The sequence below is a fragment of the Kitasatospora sp. RG8 genome (assembly GCF_017813315.1).
GTDB lineage: Bacteria > Actinomycetota > Actinomycetes > Streptomycetales > Streptomycetaceae > Kitasatospora.
The window spans coordinates 441354-459406 of record NZ_JAGIYX010000004.1 but is presented as its reverse complement, the minus strand read 5'-3'; the positions used below and the strand labels follow the sequence as shown (position 1 = coordinate 459406).

General features: G+C 73.6%; 16 protein-coding genes. 1 reads left to right on the top strand and 15 read right to left on the bottom strand.

The genetic code is table 11. The features are described 5' to 3' along the window. Window positions 1–157 precede the first annotated feature (157 nt). The 6 genes from ftsY to J5Y04_RS09590 form a co-directional block, all read right to left on the bottom strand. Window positions 158–1366, bottom strand: a complete 1209-nt coding sequence (gene ftsY, locus J5Y04_RS09615; protein ID WP_209411431.1) for a signal recognition particle-docking protein FtsY — start codon at window positions 1364–1366, stop codon at window positions 158–160. 239 nt (window positions 1367–1605) lie between these two features. Next, window positions 1606–5256 carry a chromosome segregation protein SMC gene (smc, locus tag J5Y04_RS09610; protein ID WP_209411430.1) on the bottom strand — a complete coding sequence of 1217 codons (3651 nt, stop codon included), beginning with the start codon at window positions 5254–5256 and terminating at the stop codon, window positions 1606–1608. A 198-nt stretch (window positions 5257–5454) separates the two neighbouring features. Then, window positions 5455–5658 carry a hypothetical protein gene (locus J5Y04_RS09605; RefSeq protein ID WP_148642783.1) on the bottom strand — a complete coding sequence of 68 codons (204 nt, stop codon included), beginning with the start codon at window positions 5656–5658 and terminating at the stop codon, window positions 5455–5457. A gap of 423 nt (window positions 5659–6081) precedes the next feature. After that, on the bottom strand, window positions 6082–6381 hold the full coding sequence (locus J5Y04_RS09600) for an acylphosphatase (protein ID WP_148642784.1): 300 nt from the start codon (window positions 6379–6381) through the stop codon (window positions 6082–6084). Between the two features lie 34 nt (window positions 6382–6415). After that, the gene (locus J5Y04_RS09595; RefSeq protein ID WP_307853018.1) at window positions 6416–6913 is read right to left on the bottom strand and encodes a helix-turn-helix domain-containing protein; all 498 of its coding nucleotides are present in this window, start codon (window positions 6911–6913) and stop codon (window positions 6416–6418) included. Between the two features lie 201 nt (window positions 6914–7114). Then, window positions 7115–8476: a transmembrane domain-containing protein gene (locus J5Y04_RS09590; protein ID WP_209411429.1), complete on the bottom strand. Its 1362-nt coding sequence runs from the start codon at window positions 8474–8476 to the stop codon at window positions 7115–7117. A 303-nt stretch (window positions 8477–8779) separates the two neighbouring features. Between J5Y04_RS09590 and J5Y04_RS09585 the strand changes: the two genes are divergently transcribed. After that, complete coding sequence (locus J5Y04_RS09585) at window positions 8780–9700, top strand: hypothetical protein (protein ID WP_209411428.1); 921 nt, start codon at window positions 8780–8782, stop codon at window positions 9698–9700. A gap of 7 nt (window positions 9701–9707) precedes the next feature. On the opposite strand, the gene mutM is transcribed toward J5Y04_RS09585, so the two are convergent. The 9 genes from mutM to recG all read right to left on the bottom strand — a co-directional run bounded on the left by mutM (window position 9708) and on the right by recG (window position 17988). Continuing rightward, complete coding sequence (gene mutM / locus J5Y04_RS09580; protein WP_209411427.1) at window positions 9708–10628, bottom strand: bifunctional DNA-formamidopyrimidine glycosylase/DNA-(apurinic or apyrimidinic site) lyase; 921 nt, start codon at window positions 10626–10628, stop codon at window positions 9708–9710. 92 nt (window positions 10629–10720) lie between these two features. Continuing rightward, window positions 10721–11491 (bottom strand): ribonuclease III, encoded by a 771-nt coding sequence (gene rnc, locus J5Y04_RS09575; protein ID WP_209411426.1) that lies wholly within the window; start codon window positions 11489–11491, stop codon window positions 10721–10723. Window positions 11492–11511: 20 nt separating this feature from the next. Further along, window positions 11512–11685 (bottom strand): 50S ribosomal protein L32, encoded by a 174-nt coding sequence (rpmF, locus tag J5Y04_RS09570; RefSeq protein ID WP_030056747.1) that lies wholly within the window; start codon window positions 11683–11685, stop codon window positions 11512–11514. Between the two features lie 2 nt (window positions 11686–11687). Further along, window positions 11688–12332, bottom strand: a complete 645-nt coding sequence (locus J5Y04_RS09565; protein ID WP_148642789.1) for a DUF177 domain-containing protein — start codon at window positions 12330–12332, stop codon at window positions 11688–11690. Window positions 12333–12523: 191 nt separating this feature from the next. Continuing rightward, window positions 12524–13717 carry an ATP synthase F0 subunit B gene (locus J5Y04_RS09560; RefSeq protein ID WP_209411421.1) on the bottom strand — a complete coding sequence of 398 codons (1194 nt, stop codon included), beginning with the start codon at window positions 13715–13717 and terminating at the stop codon, window positions 12524–12526. Between the two features lie 196 nt (window positions 13718–13913). Then, entirely contained in the window at window positions 13914–14405 is a 492-nt protein-coding gene (coaD, locus tag J5Y04_RS09555) for a pantetheine-phosphate adenylyltransferase (protein WP_148642791.1), read from the bottom strand. A 52-nt stretch (window positions 14406–14457) separates the two neighbouring features. Then, window positions 14458–15042: a 16S rRNA (guanine(966)-N(2))-methyltransferase RsmD gene (gene rsmD / locus J5Y04_RS09550; RefSeq protein WP_209411419.1), complete on the bottom strand. Its 585-nt coding sequence runs from the start codon at window positions 15040–15042 to the stop codon at window positions 14458–14460. A gap of 88 nt (window positions 15043–15130) precedes the next feature. Further along, window positions 15131–15664 (bottom strand): hypothetical protein, encoded by a 534-nt coding sequence (locus J5Y04_RS09545; RefSeq protein WP_209411413.1) that lies wholly within the window; start codon window positions 15662–15664, stop codon window positions 15131–15133. A 104-nt stretch (window positions 15665–15768) separates the two neighbouring features. Continuing rightward, complete coding sequence (gene recG / locus J5Y04_RS09540) at window positions 15769–17988, bottom strand: ATP-dependent DNA helicase RecG (protein WP_209411411.1); 2220 nt, start codon at window positions 17986–17988, stop codon at window positions 15769–15771. Window positions 17989–18053: the final 65 nt, after the last annotated feature.

Sequence of the window (18053 nt, the reverse complement as noted above, 5' to 3'; positions counted from 1 at the left end):
GCCGGCCCCTCCCGCGCGCCACCCCGACGCCGGCGGAGAAATGCAGGCACCGGCGGAGAACGCAGGCACCGGTGGGCAAACGCAGGCACCGGCGGAGAACGCCGAAGGGCCCGCCCCTCGCGAGGCGGACCCTTCACCGGTGGAGCGGTTCCCGGGATCAGTCCCCGATCAGCGCGTCCACGAAGGCACCCGGCTCGAACGGCGCCAGGTCGTCCGCACCCTCGCCGAGACCGATCAGCTTGACCGGCACGCCCAGCTCCCGCTGGACCGCGACCACGATTCCGCCCTTGGCGGTGCCGTCCAGCTTGGTCAGCACGATGCCGGTGATGTCGACCACCTCGGCGAAGACCCGGGCCTGGACCAGGCCGTTCTGGCCGGTGGTGGCGTCCAGCACCAACAGCACCTCGTCCACCGGGCCGTGCTTCTCGACGACCCGCTTGACCTTGCCCAGCTCGTCCATCAGGCCGGTCTTGGTGTGCAGCCGGCCGGCGGTGTCGACCAGGACGGTGTCGGCGCCCTCGGCGATGCCCTCCTTGACCGCGTCGAACGCGATCGAGGCCGGGTCGCCGCCCTCCGGGCCGCGCACCGTGCGCGCGCCGACCCGCTCGCCCCAGGTCTGCAGCTGGTCGGCGGCGGCGGCACGGAAGGTGTCGGCGGCGCCGAGCACCACCTTGCGGCCGTCGGCGACCAGGACGCGGGCCAGCTTGCCGGTGGTGGTGGTCTTGCCGACGCCGTTGACGCCGACCACCAGGACGACGGCCGGGCCCGCCTGGTGCTTGGTGGAGTGCACGGTGCGGTCGGCGTCCTTGCCGATCAGCTCGACCAGCTCCTCGCGGAGCAGCCCGCGCAGCTCGTCCGGGGTGCGGGTGCCGAGCACCTTCACCCGGGTGCGCAGCCGCTCGACGAGCTCCTGGGTGGGGGTCACGCCGACGTCGGCGGTCAGCAGGGTCTCCTCGACCTCCTCCCAGGTGTCCTCGTCCAGGTGCTCGCGGGAGAGCAGCGAGAGCAGGCCCTTGCCGAGCGAGTTCTGCGAGCGGGAGAGCCGGGACCGCAGCCGGACCAGCCGGCCGGCGGTGGGCTCGGGGACTTCGAGGGCCGGGGCCTCCTCGACCTCCGCGGCCGTCTCGGGGACGGCCTCGGCCTCGGCCTCGGGGAGCTCCACCTCCTCGACGGTGCGCCGGGGCTCCTCGGTCGGCGGCGCGGCCTCCTCGCCGACCTGGGGCTCCTGCGGGGTCGGAGGCGCCGTGATGACCGGCGCCTGCGACTTCGGGGGCAGCTGCTGGCGTCGTCTGCCGGAAACGACGAGGCCGGCGATCGCACCGATGGCGATCACGGCGATGACTACGGCGAGGATCACGTATTCCACATAAATCTCCTTATCGGGATCCCACGACAGAGTGATCCTTCGGTCACCGACGCACGGAGCGCCGCCGCCTCCCTTACGCTGACGCCGTGCCGTCCGGCACCGGTCAGGGCTTGGCCGTCATGAGGTCGTCAAGCGGCTGGGTCAGAAGCCCCCTCGCACGCGAGGGGGAGGAGTCACAACCCGTCCAGTATCGGTGATCGGGTCGCCCGCGGGCATCCGCCCCGGCGTTGGCCGGTGGATCAGTCCGCCGGGCCGGAGGCGGTCGCCTCCTCGTACTGCCGGGGCCGGGTCGCGTGCGTGCCGCTCCCGCGGTGCTCTCCCCCGGTCCGGCGGCCGGGAGGTTCCGCCACGCGCAGGCGCTGGCTGATCACCTGGGAGATGCCGTCGCCCTTCATGGTCACGCCGTAGAGGGCGTCGGCCGATTCCATGGTCAGCTTCTGGTGGGTGATCACGATCAGCTGGGAGCTCTCCCGCAGCTCCTCCATGATCCCGATCAGTCGGCGCAGGTTGGTCTCGTCCAGCGCAGCCTCCACCTCGTCCATGACGTAGAACGGGCTGGGGCGGGCCTTGAAGATCGACACCAGCAGTGCCACCGCGGTCAGCGAGCGCTCGCCGCCGGAGAGCAGCGAGAGCCGCTTGACCCTCTTGCCCGGCGGACGCGCCTCCACCTCGACGCCGGTGGCCAGCATGTTGTCCGGGTCGGTCAGAACCAGCCGTCCCTCCCCGCCGGGGAAGAGCCGCGCGAAGACGCCCTCGAACTGGGCGGCGGTGTCGTGGTACGCCGAGGTGAACAGCTGCTCGACCCGCTCGTCGACGTCCTTGACGATGTCGAGGAGGTCCCGCCGGCTCCGCTTGAGGTCGTCCAGCTGCTCGCCGAGGAAGCGGTGCCGCTCCTCCAGCGCCGCGAACTCCTCCAGCGCCAGCGGGTTCACCTTGCCGAGCTGCTGGTAGGCCTTCTCGGCCGCCCTCAGCCGCTTCTCCTGCTCGGCCCGGTCGTACGGGCGCGGCTCGCCGGGCTCCCGCCCGTCCTCGGGCGGCGACGGCGGGACGAGCCGGTCCGGCCCGTACTCGCCGAGCAGCTCGCCGCCCTCGATGCCGAACTCCTCCAGCGCCCGCGCCTCCAACTGCTCGATCCGCAGCCGCTTCTCCGCCCGCAGGACCTCGTCCCGGTGCCCGGCGTCGACCAGCTTGTCCAGCTCGGCCTTGAGTTCGCGGCCGTGCTCGCGGTGCTCCCTGAGCTCCGCCTCGCGCTCGGCGCGCGCCTGCTCGACGGCGGCCCGCCCGGCGTCCGCGCGGGCCAGCGACACCTCCAGACAGGCGAGCAGCTGCCGGGCGCCCGCGGCGACGGCGTTCGCCACCCCGGCGTCGTGCTCGGCACGCCGACGGCGCTCGGCGGCCCGGGCGCGCGCCTCGCGCTCGGCGCGGGCGGCCCGGTCCAGCTGGTCGGCGCGACCGTTGAGGGCCCGCACCCGCTCCTCGTGGGTGCGTACGGCCAGCCGTGCCTCCAGCTCGGCCTGCCGGGCGGCGGTGGCGGCCCCCGCCAGCCGCTGCTGCTCGGCGGCGTCCGGCTCGTCCTCACCCGCGTCCGCCGACTCCTCGGCCGTGGCCAGCCGTTCCGCCAGCTCCTCCGCGGTGGCGAGCAGTTGGGCGAGCCCCTGCTCCGCGCGCCCGGCGGCGGCGGCCAGCCGCTCGGCCTCTCCGGCGGCGGCCCGGGACTGCCCGCCGAGCCGGCCGAGGGCACCCGCCACTTCGGCCCGCTCCTTCTCGGCCTGCCGCCGCCGGTCGGCCAGTTGCTCCAGCTCGGCGGCCGACTCCCCGCGCAGCCCGGTGAGTTCGGCCAGCCGTGCGGCCGCCTCGGTGCAGCGGACGTCCAGCCGCCCGATCGCCCGGGCGGTCTCGTCCACCGCGGCCTGGGTCTCCAGCAGGCTGGGCGCGCCGCCCGAGCCGCCGTGGGCGAAGCCGGCGCCGAGCCGGTCGCCGTCGGCGGTGACGGCGGCGAGGCCAGGGTGGGCCGAGACCACCCGGAGCGCCTCGTCGAGCGTGCCCACCACCGCGACGCCGGCCAGCAGGGCGCGCACCGCCGACAGCAACTCGGCAGGCCCGTCCACCAGTTCAAAGGCCCAACGGGCACCGGCCGGCAACTCCCCCGGGACGGGGCCGGGTTCGGGGGCGCCGGCGATCAGCAGCGCGGCCCGCCCCGCGTCCTCCCTGCGCAGCAGCCGCAGCGCCTCGGCGGCGGTGCCGGGCGAGTCGACCGCCACCGCGTCCGCCGCCACCCCGAACGCCGCTGCGAGGGCGGTCTCGTGGCCGGGGGCGACGGTCAGCAGCTCGGCCGCGGGGCCGAGCATCCCGGCCGGGCGGTCGTCGGACCCCAGCAGCGTGCCGCTGCCGTCCTTGCGGCGCAGGCCGAGCGCCAACGCCTCGTGCCGCGCGGTCAGTCCGGCCCGTTCGCGCTCGGCGGCACCGGCGGTCTCGCGGGCGGCGGCCAGGTCGCGCTCGGCGGCGGCGAGCCGTTCACGGGCGGCCTCGTGCGCCGCCTCGGCGCGCTCGTCGTCCCCCGCCGTGCCGTCGACCTGTGCGCGCAGTTCCTCGTACTCCTGCCGGGCGGCCCCGGCGCGCAGCAACGCCTCGTCCCGGGCCTCGGCGAGCCGGCCGATCTCGGCCTCCGCGGCGGCGGCCTTGGAGCGGGCGGCCGCGGCCTGCCCCTGGAGCCGGGCCAGGCCCTCCCGGCGATCGGCGATGGCCCGGGCGGCGTCCTTCAGCCGCCGCTCCTCCGCGTCGAGCGAGCGTTCCAGCCCGCTCCTGGTCTCGACCGCCTCGGCCAGCGCGTACTGCGCCTCCTCCAGCGCCTCGGCCAGCGCGGCCTCCTCCTCCCGGACCCGCCCGGCCTCCCGTTCCAGCTCCTCCGGGTCCCGGCCGGGCCGCTCCTCGACCTGACCGCCCGTGGCCGCGTGCCGGGCCCGCGCCTCGGCCAGGCCGACGGTGCCGCGGGTGCGTTCGGCCAGCGCGGAGAGCCGGTACCAGGTCTGCCGGGCCGCCTCCAGGCTCGGGCCGAGCTGCTGGACCTGCGCCTCCAGCACCGCCTCGCGCTGCACGGCGCGGGCCAGTTCCTGTTCGACGGTGGAGCGGCGCAGCTTGAGCGCCAGCTCGTCGGCGACCTCGGCCTCGACGGCCCGGCGCAGGGTGAGCAGGTCGTCGGCGAGCAGCCGGAGACGGGCGTCGCGCAGGTCGGCCTGGATGCCCGCGGCGCGGCGGGCGATCTTCGCCTGCCGGCCGAGCGGGCCGAGCTGGCGGCGGAGTTCGGCCACCAGGTCCTGGACGCGGTTGAGGTTGACCTGCATCGCGTCCAGCTTCCGCAGCGCCTTCTCCTTGCGCTTGCGGTGCTTGAGGACGCCGGCGGCCTCCTCGATGAAGGCGCGGCGGCCCATCGGGTCGGCGTGCAGGACGGAGTCGAGCTGGCCCTGGCCGACGATGACGTGCATCTCGCGGCCGATGCCGGAGTCGGAGAGCAGCTCCTGGATGTCGAGCAGCCGGCAGGTGTCGCCGTTGAGCGCGTACTCGCTGCCGCCGTTGCGGAACATCGTCCGGGTGATGGTCACCTCGGCGTACTCGATCGGCAGCGCGCCGTCGGAGTTGTCGATGGTGAGGCTGACCTCGGCGCGGCCGAGCGGGGCGCGCCCGCTGGTCCCGGCGAAGATGACGTCCTCCATCTTGCCGCCGCGCAGCGACTTGGCGCCCTGCTCCCCCATCACCCAGGAGAGCGCGTCGACGACGTTGGACTTGCCGGAGCCGTTGGGGCCGACCACGCAGGTGATCCCGGGCTCGAACCGCAGGGTGGTGGCGGAGGCGAAGGACTTGAACCCGCGCAGCGTCAGACTCTTCAGGTGCACGCGCCGGTCTCCTCATCGCTCGCCAGGGCCCCGGTTTGCGACTGTATCCGGCCCCACCCGCCCCACCTGCCCGGACGCTCCCCGGACACGGGCCGGGACACGACGAAGGGACGCCACACAGGGCGTCCCTTGCAAGCTGCGTCCCTTTCGGGGCGGCTCAGTGCACAGCGGCGTCGATCTGCGAGGACCGGGCGGGACTCAGGTGAGAGCCGGCTCCCGCTGGTCCAGATCGATGCTGCTGAGCAGCGAGTGCTCGTCAGCGACAGCGGTGAGAGCGTCGTTCTCAGCCTGCATCCGAAGGAGCTCGGACTCCAGGTCCTGGACGCGCTGCTGAAGCCGTCGCATCTCGGAGAGCATTCGCGGGTCGGGGCCGCCGACGTACCCGAGAAGCGCCTTTGCCATGATGAATGGTCCTCCACGCTGAGTGACCGAACCGGAACGGTACAGGTCTAGGGGGAAGGGGGACGCACGCGCGGCGCGCACCGGCGGTGCTGGCTGGGCACCATGGCACAACCACCGTGAGCTGGGCCCACGGGGTATACGCCTACCGGATAAACGCGGTCGTGTGCGCGGGCTTCAAGCGTCTCACCAAAGACGGAAAGGGTCAACACGATCACCCCACGCTACCGCGCCCCTGTCACCTGCATGGCGGTGTGGTCACGCCAGGCGGTCTCGGGCCGGTCTCCACCAGGTGCTCGTGGATCATCGTTCGATGCGGAGTCAACCACGAGTCTGCCCCGATGGCAACCGCATGACACCGGCAGTTGCCGATCATTTCGGGTGCGGCCCGCGGCGACGGGCCTTTCACCCGCCCGGGTACCCGGTTCAGCGGATCTCGAAGCCCTCGTAGCCGGTGCCGACGGCCGTCCAGATCTCGGTCACCCCGGAGACGGCGCCGGGCGTGTCCGGGCCGCGCAGCAGGGCCAGCAGCTCCTCGCAGTCGGCGGCGAGGCCCTCGGCCACCACCTGGACCCGGCCGTCGCCGAGGTTGCTCGCGTACCCGGTCAGGCCGATCTCCAGCGCACGCGCCCTGGTCCACCAGCGGAAGCCGACCTGCTGGACCTTGCCCCGCACCCAGGCGGTCGCCCGGACCGGTTCATCGCTGTGCGCGTCACGACCGTGCATGCCCCGACCCTATCCGGCCCGGCGGCACCCTGCGTCACGGCACCGTGGGGCCCTCCACCGTCCAGCCCGGGCTGTGGATCTCCACGTGGAGGTCCTCGCCCCGCCCCTCCCCGCCGCAGGTCCGGCAGACCCAGGCCGGGTCGTACGGGTGCGGCTCGTGCCCGTCCGGCGTGTGGGAGAAGCTCACCGGCGGCTCGGGGTACAGCCAGCGGTCGCCCCAGCCCAGCAGTGCCTGGGCGAGCGGCGCGAGGTCACGGCCGGCCTCGGTGAGGTGGTACTCGTACCGCGGCGGCCGCTCGCTGTAGGCGCGGCGTTCGACCACGCCCGCCTCCTCCAGGGCCCGCAGCCGGGCGGTGAGCCGGTCGCGCGGCGCGCCGGTGTTGCGGGCGATCCGGTCGAAGCGGTGGTTGCCGTAGAAGAGCTCGCGGACGGCGAGCAGCGCCCACTTCTCGCCGACCACGTGCAGCGCGGCGGCGATCGAGCAGGGCCGGCCGGGCAGGACGGGCGGCGCCGAAGGCGTGTGGGAGGTCACAGAACCAGCCTGCCACACAGGGTTGCGTTCTCAAACCCGACTGCCTCCGCACCCCTCACGGACGGCACGGGCCCTTCCTGACGGCACCGCTGTTCCGTACGGCACCACCGCGGTCCGGACGACGCGGGCTCCTCCGGACAGCGCTGCGGCCCCGCCGGGTGGGTGGCGGGGCCGCAGCGCAGGTCGTCGCGTCCGGCGGGGTCAGAACCCTCCGCCGAAGTCGCCCCCGCCGCCGAAGTCACCGCCGCCACCGAAGTCGCCGCCGCTGTCGAAGCCGCCGCCGAAGTCGGAGGAGTTGTAGTCGGCACCGGTGTAGTCGCCGCCCTCGTAGCCGGAGCCGGCGTCGACCGGGGCGCCGTAGGCGGGCGTGCTCATCATCGAGCCGAGCATGGTGCCGACCAGCAGGCCGGGCAGCAGGCCGCCGCCGCCGAAGCCGCCGAAGTAGCCGCCCGCCCAGGGGCCGTACGCCGGGCCGGCGTTCCAGTAGGGCTGGGGACCGTGCTCGGTGGGGACGGTCCGGATGTCCGGGTCCTGGCCGGCCGCCAGCCGGTCCGCGTCCGCCCGGCAGACCGGGACGGTGCGCGCGGCACCGCCGGCGGGGGCCCAGTCGGCGTCCTGCACGGACGGGCCGTGGCGCGGGTCGAAGAAGCACGGCGGACGGCGCTCGGGCAGCGGACGCTTCTCCCGCCGGGCGGCCAGGGTGGCCAGCGCGAACCGGCCGTCCTCCAGCGCCTCGGTGACCGGCTTGACGTCCTCCGGACCCTTGGCCGCATCCATGCTCTGCTTGGCCCGCTCGTAGGAGTCGAGCGCGTGCGTGTAGTCGGCGCGCTGGACGTCGTCGGCGTCCGCGGCGCCCGGGCTGAAGTCGAGCCGGTCCAGCTCCTCGCCGAAGGCGGTGATGTCCTCGTCCACCACCTGGCGCAGCTGCGCCAGCTCGGCCTGCCGCTGCTCCTCCTTGCGCTTCTTCGCCCGGCGGAAGAGCAGGAAGACGCCGGTGCCGGCCAGCGCCAGCAGGGCCAGCGGGACGACGATCGCGGCGGTGGAGACGCCGCCCGTGGTGCTGTTCACGCCGTGGCCCTTGACCTGCGGGGCCGCGGTGTCGACGAAGTCGTTCAGGGTGGCGTCGATGTCGCCCGGGTGGGAGCGGAAAGCCGCGCCCGCGATGCGTTCGGCGCTCGCGGTGGGCAGCGCCTCGCGGTTGGAGCGGGCCTGGAACTGGTCACCGCGCCAGACGCCGTAGGCACCGTTGATGCCCACCTTGGTGCGCAGGTCGTTGAAGACGGTCTGGGCGCCGTACGGGTCGGCGGCCGGGACCACCGCGACGAAGATCGGCTTGTCCGCCTTGCGGATCTTCTCGGTCAGCGCGTCGGCCTGGCTCTGGCTGAACCTGCCCGTCATCGCCGGGTCGACGTACACCCGGCCCTGCTTGAGCGTCGCGGCGGCGTCGTCCAGGCCGCCGGCCGCGGAGGCCGCCGGCGCCAGCAGGAGCAGCAGCCCGAGCAGCGCCGCCACCAGGGCCAGGGGCCCGGCGCCCCGGGAACGTCGTCGAGCAAGGGTTCTCATGCCACCGACGCTACCGCTACCGGCGTCCCGGAAGGGCATACCCTTCGCGTACGGGCGGACGGGCGCACCCCCACCGTCCGCCGGGGCCGCTCCCCTCCTCGGGGATGATGTTTCCCTCGACCGCCCCCGAATCGCGCCACCGCCGGGAACCGGACCACCGGCCCGGACGTACGTTCCGGCGGGCCCGGGTGATCGCGGGGCGGCCGCCGGGCGGTCCGACGCTACCGCGCGACCGGGCATAGTGGTGGCCGCACCTCCTCCCCTTGACCTTCTCTTGACCACTTCTCTCGATCGGAGCACCGGGTGTTCATCGGCCTCGTCACCGCCGTGGCGGCCTCTGCCTGCTACGGCACCGGTTCGGTCCTGCAGGCCGTCGGATCACGGCGCTCCGCCCGGGAGGAGGCCGCCGCCGGGGGCGCCTCGGCCGGCACCACCGCGCACGGCGGGCCCAGCCTCGCCTCCACCGCGAAGGCCGCCGTCACCTGGGAGTTCATCCTCGGCACGGTGCTCGACTTCATCGGGTTCGGGCTCGGCGCGCTGGCCGCGCGGCTGCTGCCGCTGTTCCTCTCGCAGACCATCATCAGCGCCAACCTGGTGATCACCGCGCTGCTGAGCATCAAGCTGCTCGGTCTCCGGCTGAAGCAGCTGGAATGGGCGTCGATCGGCGTGCTCTGCTCGGCACTCGTGCTGCTGGCCGTCTCGGCGGGCCCGGAGGGCGGCCACCACGCGGCGATGTCCTTCCACTGGTGGCTGCTGCTGATCACCACGGTGCTGCTGGTCGGCGGAAGCCTGCTGGTGCGGCGGATGGGCGCCAACGGCGCGATCGTCGCCGGCCTGCTCTCCGGCCTCGGCTTCGGCGCACTCGGAGTCGGCGTGCGCATCCTCAACGGCGTCGACCCGTTCGAGCTCGGCAAGCTGCTCTCCGACCCGGCCCTGTACGCGATCCTGGTCGGCGGCCTCGGCGGCATGTACGTGCACACCGTCGCCCTGCAGATCGGCTCGGTGAACGGCGCGACCGCCGCCCTGGTGGTCGGTGAGACGGTGCTGCCCGGTGCGGTCGGCGTCATCTGGCTGGGCGACTCCTCGAAGGAGGGCCTCGCCTGGCTCGGCGTGCTCGGCTTCCTGCTCGCCGTCGTCTCGGCGGTCGGCGTCGCCTACTTCGGCCAGGACACCCACGGCCCGGCCGAGTCGGACCACCCGCAGCCCGAGCTCACCAAGCGGTAGGCCCCGCTCAGCCCCCGGTGCGGGCGCGCGGGACGCGCTGGCAGCGGGGGCAGAAGTAGCTGGAGCGGTTCATCCAGGCGGCCCGGCGGATCGCGGTGCCGCAGCGGCGGCAGGGCTCGTCCTCGCGGCCGTAGGCGTCGAGGTCGCGGGAGAAGTAGCCGCTCTCGCCGTTCACGTTGACGTAGAGGCTGTCGAAGCTGGTGCCGCCGACGGCGAGGGCCGCGGTCATCACGTCCCGGGCGCTGGCCAGCAGGACGGCGGCCTGCGGGCGGGTGAGCGAGGCGGTCGGGCGGTCGTAGTGCAGCCTGGAGCGCCAGAGCGCCTCGTCCGCGTAGATGTTGCCGACCCCGCTGATCAGGGTCTGGTCGAGCAGCGCCCGCTTGACCGTGGTGCGCCTGGCGCGCAGCGCGGCCACGAAGGCGGCGTCGTCGAAGCGCGGGTCGAGCGGGTCGCGGGCGATGTGCGCGATGGAGACCGGGGTGCCCTCGGGGTCACCGTCCTCGGCCTCCTCGACGGCCAGCCCGCCGAAGGTCCGCTGGTCGACGAAGCGCAGCTCGCGCCCGCCGTCGGTGAACCGGAGCCGGACCCGCAGGTGGGTCTCGTCGGGCACCGCCGGGTCCTGGACGAGGAGTTGGCCGCTCATCCCGAGGTGGCCGATCATCGAGAATCCCCCGGCCTCCGGTCGGGAGGACCCCCCGTCGGCCTGCGGCCCCGCCCCGGAGCCCGACAACGGCACCCAGAGGTACTTGCCGCGGCGCTGCGCGGTGCCGAGCGTGGTGCCGGTCAGCCGCGCGGCGAAGTCGGCCGCACCGGCGGGCTGGCGGCGGACCGCCCGCGGGTGCAGCACGTCGACACCGGCGACCGTCCGCCCGGCGACCCAGTTGGCCAGGCCCCGGCGGACGACCTCTACCTCGGGGAGTTCGGGCACGTGAACCTGCCTCCTGCGACGGGGATCTGCAGGAGGAAGGTTACTGCGTGCACGGGACGCCCTGCCGCGGTGCCCACGGCGGGGCTTGCCCCTCAGGCGCCGCCGGGCAGCCGGTCGGCGTACTTGTCCTTGATCGCCCGCCAGGCGCTCTCCGCGGCCTTCTGCTCGGCTTCCTTCTTGGAGCGGCCGACGCCGCTGCCGAAGTCCTCGCCGGCCACCCGGGCCGCGGCGGTGAAGGTCTTCTCGTGGTCCGGGCCGGACTCCTCGACCACGTACTCCGGCACGCCGATGCCCACCGAGGCGGTCAGCTCCTGGAGGCTGGTCTTCCAGTCCAGGCCGGCGCCCAGCTGCGAGGACTCCTCGATCAGCGGGTCGAACAGCCGGTGGACGAACTCGGTGGCCGCGTCCAGGCCCTGGTCCAGGTAGACGGCGCCGATCACGGCCTCGACGGTGTCGGCGAGGATCGACGACTTGTCGCGGCCGCCGGTACCCTCCTCGCCCTTGCCGAGCCGGATGAAGGTGCCGAGCTCCAGGCCGCGCCCGACGTCGGCGAGCGCGCGCGAGTTGACCACCGCGGCGCGCAGCTTGGCGAGCGTGCCCTCCGGGACGTCCGGGTGGACGCGGTAGAGGGTGTCGGTCACCACCAGGCCCAGCACCGAGTCGCCGAGGAACTCCAGGCGCTCGTTGGTGGGCAGCCCGCCGTTCTCGTACGCGTACGAGCGGTGGGTCAGTGCACGTACCAGAAGGGCGCGCTCGAGTGTGTACCCGAGGCGCCCTTCCAGAACGTCGTATTCGGTCGAAGCCGGCCCGCCGGCCCTGCCTCCGTTGGAAGCCGACTTGCGGGAGGAGTTACCGTCCGACATCGATCCGTACACCCCGCCGATCAGACCGAGAGGACCTGGCGACGGTTGTACGTGCCGCAGCTCGGGCACGCGATGTGGCCGAGCTTCGGCTCGTGGCAGCGGTCGCACGCCACGAGGGCCGGAACGACGGCCTTCCAGTTGGAACGGCGGTGGCGCGTGTTGCTGCGCGACATCTTCCGCTTCGGAACAGCCACGGCTACTTCTCCTGGTTCTCGGCGGCACCCTCACGGGTGTCGCTGTTCTTGATCCCGTCACCCTCGTCGCCGGGGGCGGCGGAGAGTCCCTGCAGAGCCGCCCACCTGGGGTCGACGGCGTCGTGGTGGTGCGCCGGGTCGTCGCTCAGGCGCGCTCCGCACTCGGAGCACAGGCCCAGGCAGTCTTCCTGGCACACCGGCTGCAGCGGCAGTGCGAGCACCACCGCGTCACGCAGCACCGGCTGGAGGTCGAAGAAGTCGCCCTCCAGACGGTAAGTCTCTTCTTCCGGGTCCTCGTCGAGGTCCTCGGCCCCAGCGGTCCGGGCGCGGTGACGCTCGTCGGACTCCGGGTAGTAGTACAGCTCCTGGAAGTCGACGTCGAGGTCGTCCTCGACGGGCTCCAGGCACCGCACGCACTCGCCCTCGACGTGGGCCTCGGCCGTGCCGGTGACCAGCACACCCTCGACCACCGACTCCAGGCGGAGCTCCAGCCGGATCTCGCTCTTCTCCGGGACGCCGATCACATCGATGATCCCGAGGCCCTCGGGGGCCTCCAGGGTGCGGGACACCTTGCGCAGCGAGCCCGGGCGACGGCCGAGCTCGTGCGTGTCGAACACGAGGGGGTCGCGGTGGTCGAGGCGGTTCAAGGTGTCCTGACTTCCTGAGAAAACTGATGCGCGGCGCTGCTCACCGGAGGATGCGCGGGCAGACCGACAGCCCGACACGGAGAGGCCGGAGTGGTCAGACTACCGGAGTCTCCCGCCAGGCCCAACTTCGGTCCTTCCGGCCCGACCGGTCCGGCGCCCCGGACCCGGCCGCCGCCGGGCCGGCGCACGGCTCAGCGGCCGCCGAGCTCCCGCAGGCGGGTCATGTCGATCATGCTGGTGTCGAAGAAGCTGGTCTCGTCCAGGCCGGCCTGCTGCTGCTGCGGGAGGGCGGGCGGGTTGGCCGGCTGCTGCGGGTAGCCGTAGGCGTCGTACTGCTGCGCCGGGTAGCCCTGCTGCTGCGGCTGCGGGTAGCCCCCCTGGCCCTCGGGCCCGGGCTGCCCCCATTCGCCCTGCTCCTGCCCGGCCGGGTAGGCCGGCTGCTGCTGCCCGTAGGCGTACTGCGCGCCGTACGGGTCGGCCTGGCCGGCCGGGTCGTAGCCGCCGCCGTACACCTCGGCGTACTGCCCGCCCGGCTGCTGCGCGGCCGCGGCGTACTGGTCGGTGCCGGGAGCCTGCCAGCCGGCCGCGGCCGGGGTCTGCTCGGGCCAGGTCTGCTGCTGCGGGACGTCCTCGCGGTACCAGGCGATGTCGTCGCCGTTGGCCTCCGCTGCGAAGCCGGCGGCGACCGCCTCGGCCCGGTCCTTGGCCTGCTGGGCCTGGTCGGCGGCGGCCAGGTACGCGCCCAGCTCGTCGATCGGGGCCTTGCCGAGCAGCTTGTCGCGGCCCTTGCCGACGGCCTCCAGGGTCGCGCTGAGCACGTTCTCCAGAGTGGCGAGCTTCACGTCGACGTACTCGTCGACCTCGGGGCTCGGGGTGATCCTCGGCTGCGGCCGGAACTCCTCGCCGTCGCCCTCGCCGTCGTGCTCGGTCTCGAAGACGCTGGAGTCGCCGCGCAGCTTGGTCCGGCCGCGGCCGACGGCGCCGAGCGTCTTGGTGAGCACGACCTCGAAGTTGGCGAGCTTGCTGTCGACGTAGTCGTCGGCCTCGGCGCGCTTGGTCTCGGCCTCGGCGCGCGCCTCGGCGAGGATCCGGTCCGCCTCGGCCTGGGCCCGGCGGACCACCTCGGTGTCCGAGATCAGCGAGCCGCGCTCGGCGTGCGCGCCCTGGATGATCCGGTCGGCCTCGGCCTCGGCGTCCGCCACCACCTGCTCGTGGTCGGCCATCACCGACTGGGCGTGGGCCAGCTCGGCGGGCAACGCCGACCTGAGGTCCTGGAGCAGGCCGACCAGCTCGGCCCGGTTCACCACGCAGGAGGCCGACATGGGCATCGAGCGGGCGTTCTCGACGGCCGCGACGATCTCGTCGACCTTGTTCTGCACGTCCACGGGGCTCCGTCTTTCCGTGTGCCGCCGACGGTCCGGCGGAGGCAGGCCCGGCGCGGTGGACCTCACCGCAGGGCAGGGAGTACAGACTGTACGGCCACTGCGGGGCGAGGTCACAACGCCCGGACCGGCCCGCCCGGACGCACCCGGGACAAGTGGTGACGAACCGGCAGAAACGGACGCGCCCGTTCCGCGGCCGCTACTGCTGCGCCCGGCGCTCCGCGATCCGCTCGACCAGCCGGCGGTGCACCGTCTCCGGCAGCAGGTGCGACACGTCGCCCCCGTACGAGGCGACCTCCTTGACCAGCGTGGAGGAGAGGAAGCTGTACGTCGGCGAGGTCGGCAGGAACAGCGTCTCGACGCCGGTCAGCCCGTGGTTCATCTGGGCCATCTGCAGCTCGTAGTCGAAGTCGCTGACGGCGCGCAGGCCCTTGACGATCGCCGGGATGCCGCGCTCCCGGCAGAAGTCCACCAGCAGGCCGAGGTGCGACTCGACCACGATGTTGCCGTACTTGGCGGTGGTCTCCTCGATGAGCTCGATCCGCTCCTCGATGGTGAACATGCCCTGCTTGTTCCGGTTGATCGCGACCGCGACATGCACCACGTCGTACAGCTTCGAGGCCCGCTCGATGATGTCGAGATGACCGTTGGTGATCGGGTCGAACGATCCGGGGCAGACGGCGCGGCGCATGGCGTGGATGCTCCCTCGTGGGGTGACGGGTGCTGCGGGCCTCCTCGGCCCGCTACGGGATCTGGCGGGCCTCGGCGGCGGCGCGACCGTACCAGAGCGTGCCCTCGCCGTAACGGCGGGAACGCAGCTCCTCGAAGCCTTCGGGCCAGCCGAACGCGCCGCCTCGGGTGCTGCGCTCCACGGTGACGAGTGCTTCGTCCGCGAGCCAGCCCCCGGCGAGGAGTGTGATCAGCATCTCGCGCACCTCGTCGTCGGTGACGACGTACGGCGGATCGAGGAAGACCAGGTCGTACGGGGTCTCCGGGGTCGGGCCGGCGATCACCTTCTCGGCACGGGCGGCCTGCACCACCGCGCCGGTCAGGCCGACGGTCCGCACGTTCTCCCGGATCACCCGGGCCGCCTGTCCGTCCGCCTCGACCAGCAGGACGTGCTCGGCGCCGCGCGACAGCGCCTCCAGGCCGACCGCACCCGATCCGCCGAAGAGGTCCAGCATCCGGGCCCCGTGCAGGGTGCCGCGGAGCGCCTCCAGGGTGGAGAACATCGCCTCACGGGCCTTGTCGGAGGTCGGGCGGGTGCCCCGGCCGGGCGGTACGGCGAGCCGGCGGCCGCCGGCCGCCCCGGCGATGACACGGGTCATGGTGGTGGGAGGTCCTTTCGTCGCTGCCCGCCCACGCTATACGGACGGTGCCCCGCCGGTCCGACCGGCGGGGCACCGCGTCACGCGGTCAGCTCGCGTCCGCCGCCGCGGCCTGCGCCGGGACCGCCGCGCCGAGCAGCGCCGGCGAGGCGTAGCGGGACCACGAGAGGCAGCCGTCGGGCGGGCAGAACTCGGGGCGGCGCGGGTCGTGCCCGAGCTCGCGCAGCTTGGTGCGGACGGAGTCGGGGGTACGGCCGAAGCGGGCGGCGATCCGGGCGACGGTCTCGCCGTCGTGGAACCGCCGGACCAGCTCCTCCTCGTGCTGCGGCACCCAGGGGGCGCCGTGGCCGGGGTACAGCTCGCGCAGCACGTCGCGGTCGGGGATGGGCTCGGAGACGTCGGCGACGATCGCCAGCGCCCGGAGCGCGCGGTTGAGCGCGATCCGCAGCGAGGCGACGTCCTCGACCGGCAGGCGGAGCTTGCCCGAGGCGAGCGGCGCGGCGGCCGCCCCCTCGCGCCAGCCGGTCAGGGTGAGGGTGACCTCGCGGTCGTCGTCGCTGGCGAGTTCGATCCGGAAGACCTTGTCGCCCAGCGGGAGCTCGTTGAGATGACGGAATGCCATGGCAGGACCCCCAAGTGTCGTGCCAGGTACGCACCTTGAGGGTGCGCCCTGAACAACTACATTCTCTCGCGGGGGTCTGACAATCCGGGGGCCCGGCCCGGCCCTCAGCCCTTCTCCATGTAGGCGGCGCGGTCCGCGTCGAGCAGGCTCTCCAGTGCGGTGCGCAGGTCCGGGTGGGCGGCCAGCGCCGGGTCCTCCGCGACCAGCCGGGTGGCCTCGGCCCGGGCGGTCACGATGACCTCCTCGTCCTCCAGCACCGAGAGCACCTTCAGCGAGGACTTCACCCCGGACTGCGCCTGGCCCAGCACATCGCCCTCACGGCGCTGTTCGAGGTCGATCCGGGACAGCTCGAAGCCGTCCAGCGTGCCGGCCACCGCGTCCAGCCGGGCCCGGGCGGGGCTGGCCGCCGGCATGTCGCTGACCAGCAGGCAGAGGCCGGCCGCGCTGCCGCGCCCGACCCGGCCGCGCAGCTGGTGCAGCTGGGATACGCCGAAGCGGTCCGCGTCCATGATCACCATCGCGGTGGAGTTCGGGACGTTCACGCCGACCTCGATCACCGTGGTGGCCACCAGGACGTCCACCTCGCCGGCGGCGAACCGGCGCATCACCTCGTCCTTGGCGTCGGGCGCCAGCCGGCCGTGCAGGATCTCCACCCGCAGCCCGGCCAGCGGGCCCTTCGCCAGCATCTCCGCGGTCTCCACCACGGAGAGCGGGGGCCGCCGCTCGTCGCTCCCGGCGCCCACGTCCTCCAGGTCGTCCTCGGCGGCCGGGGCCTGGCGCTTCTTCTTCGCCGCCTTCGGGTCGGCGGGCTCCTCGTCGCCGATCCGGGGGCAGACCACGTACGCCTGGTGGCCCTTGGCCACCTCCTCGCGGACCCGCTCCCAGGCCCGGGCCAGGAAGTTGGGCTTCTCCACGGCCGGGACGACGTGGGTGGAGATCGGTGAGCGGCCGGCCGGCAGCTGGTCCAGCACGGACGTCTCCAAGTCCCCGAAGACGGTCATCGCGACGGTGCGCGGGATCGGGGTGGCCGTCATCACCAGCAGGTGCGGCGGCTGCTCGCCCTTGGCGCGCAGCGCGTCCCGCTGCTCGACGCCGAAGCGGTGCTGCTCGTCCACCACCACCAGGCCGAGGTCCTGGAACTGCACCTTGTCCTCGATCAGCGCATGGGTGCCGATCGCGATGCCCGCATCCCCGCAGGCCATGTCCAGCAGCGCCTGGCGGCGGGCCGGGACGCCCATCGAGCCGGTCAGCAGCACCACCCGGGTGCCGAGGTCGGAGCCGCCGAGCATGCCGCCCTCGGCGAGGTCCCCCATCATCTCGACGACCGAGCGGTGGTGCTGCTGGGCCAGCACCTCGGTGGGCGCCAGCAGCACCGCCTGGCCGCCGGCGTCGACCACGGCGAGCATGGCGCGCAGCGCGACCAATGTCTTCCCCGAGCCGACCTCGCCCTGGAGCAGCCGGTGCATCGGGTGCTCACTCGCCAGGTCGGCGGCGATCTCGGCGGAGACCTTCTCCTGGCCCTCGGTGAGGGTGAACGGCAGCCGGGCGTCGAAGGCGTCCAGCAGGCCGCCCTCGCGGGCCCTGCGCGGCTTGGCGGGCAGGGCGGAGTCGGCCGCCCGGCGCTGGGCGAGCGCGACCTGGAGGACGAACGCCTCGTCCCACCGGAGCCGGCCCTGGGCGCGCTCGCGGTCGGCCTGGCTGCGCGGGCGGTGGATCAGCTCCAGAGCCTCGGGCAGCGGGATCAGGTCGTGCCGCTCGCGCAGCTCGGCGGGCAGCGGCTCGCCGACGTCGCCGAGGTGCTTGGTGAGGGCCGTCTCGATGCAGATCGACAGCTTCCAGCTGGGCATCTGAGCGCTCGCGCCGTACACCGGGATGAGCCGGCCGGCGAACTGCTGCGCGGCGTCCGACCCGGCCTCCTCGTCGAGGAGTTGGTAGTCCGGCGAGACCAGCTGGCGGGTGCGGTTGAAGACGCCGACCTTGCCGGCGAACAGGCCCTGGGCGCCGGCCTTGAGGTCCTTCTGCCGCCACCCCTGGTTGAAGAAGACCAGCGAGAGCCGGCTGCGGCCGTCGGTGACGACCACCTCCAGGCGGTCCCCCTTGCGGCCGCGGAACGGGATCAGGGTGACCTTCTCGATCCTGGCCAGCACGGTGACGTGCTCGTCGATCTCCAGCTCGTCCAGGCTCGTGAGCTGGCCGCGTTCGACGTAGCGGCGCGGATAGTGGTGCAGCAGGTCCCCGACCGTGCGCAGCTTGAGGCTGTCGGCGAGCACCTTGGCGGTCCGGTCGCCGACGAGCTTGGTCAGTGGTTCATCGAGAGCGCCCATCAGGCCCTTGTTTACACCACCGGACCGACAATCCGGGCACGGCCCAGCCGGGCCGCCGCGCCCCG

What these genes read in the sequence shown, in the direction of transcription:
- J5Y04_RS09605 (WP_148642783.1), bottom strand. Translation starts at nt 5,658, where the DNA reads ATGGCAAAGGCGCTTCTCGGGTACGTCGGCGGCCCCGACCCGCGAATG.
- J5Y04_RS09600 (WP_148642784.1), bottom strand. Translation starts at nt 6,381, where the DNA reads ATGCACGGTCGTGACGCGCACAGCGATGAACCGGTCCGGGCGACCGCC.
- J5Y04_RS09590 (WP_209411429.1), bottom strand. Translation starts at nt 8,476, where the DNA reads ATGAGAACCCTTGCTCGACGACGTTCCCGGGGCGCCGGGCCCCTGGCC.
- rnc (WP_209411426.1), bottom strand. Translation starts at nt 11,491, where the DNA reads ATGTCGGACGGTAACTCCTCCCGCAAGTCGGCTTCCAACGGAGGCAGG.
- coaD (WP_148642791.1), bottom strand. Translation starts at nt 14,405, where the DNA reads ATGCGCCGCGCCGTCTGCCCCGGATCGTTCGACCCGATCACCAACGGT.
- rsmD (WP_209411419.1), bottom strand. Translation starts at nt 15,042, where the DNA reads ATGACCCGTGTCATCGCCGGGGCGGCCGGCGGCCGCCGGCTCGCCGTA.
- J5Y04_RS09545 (WP_209411413.1), bottom strand. Translation starts at nt 15,664, where the DNA reads ATGGCATTCCGTCATCTCAACGAGCTCCCGCTGGGCGACAAGGTCTTC.
- recG (WP_209411411.1), bottom strand. Translation starts at nt 17,988, where the DNA reads ATGGGCGCTCTCGATGAACCACTGACCAAGCTCGTCGGCGACCGGACC.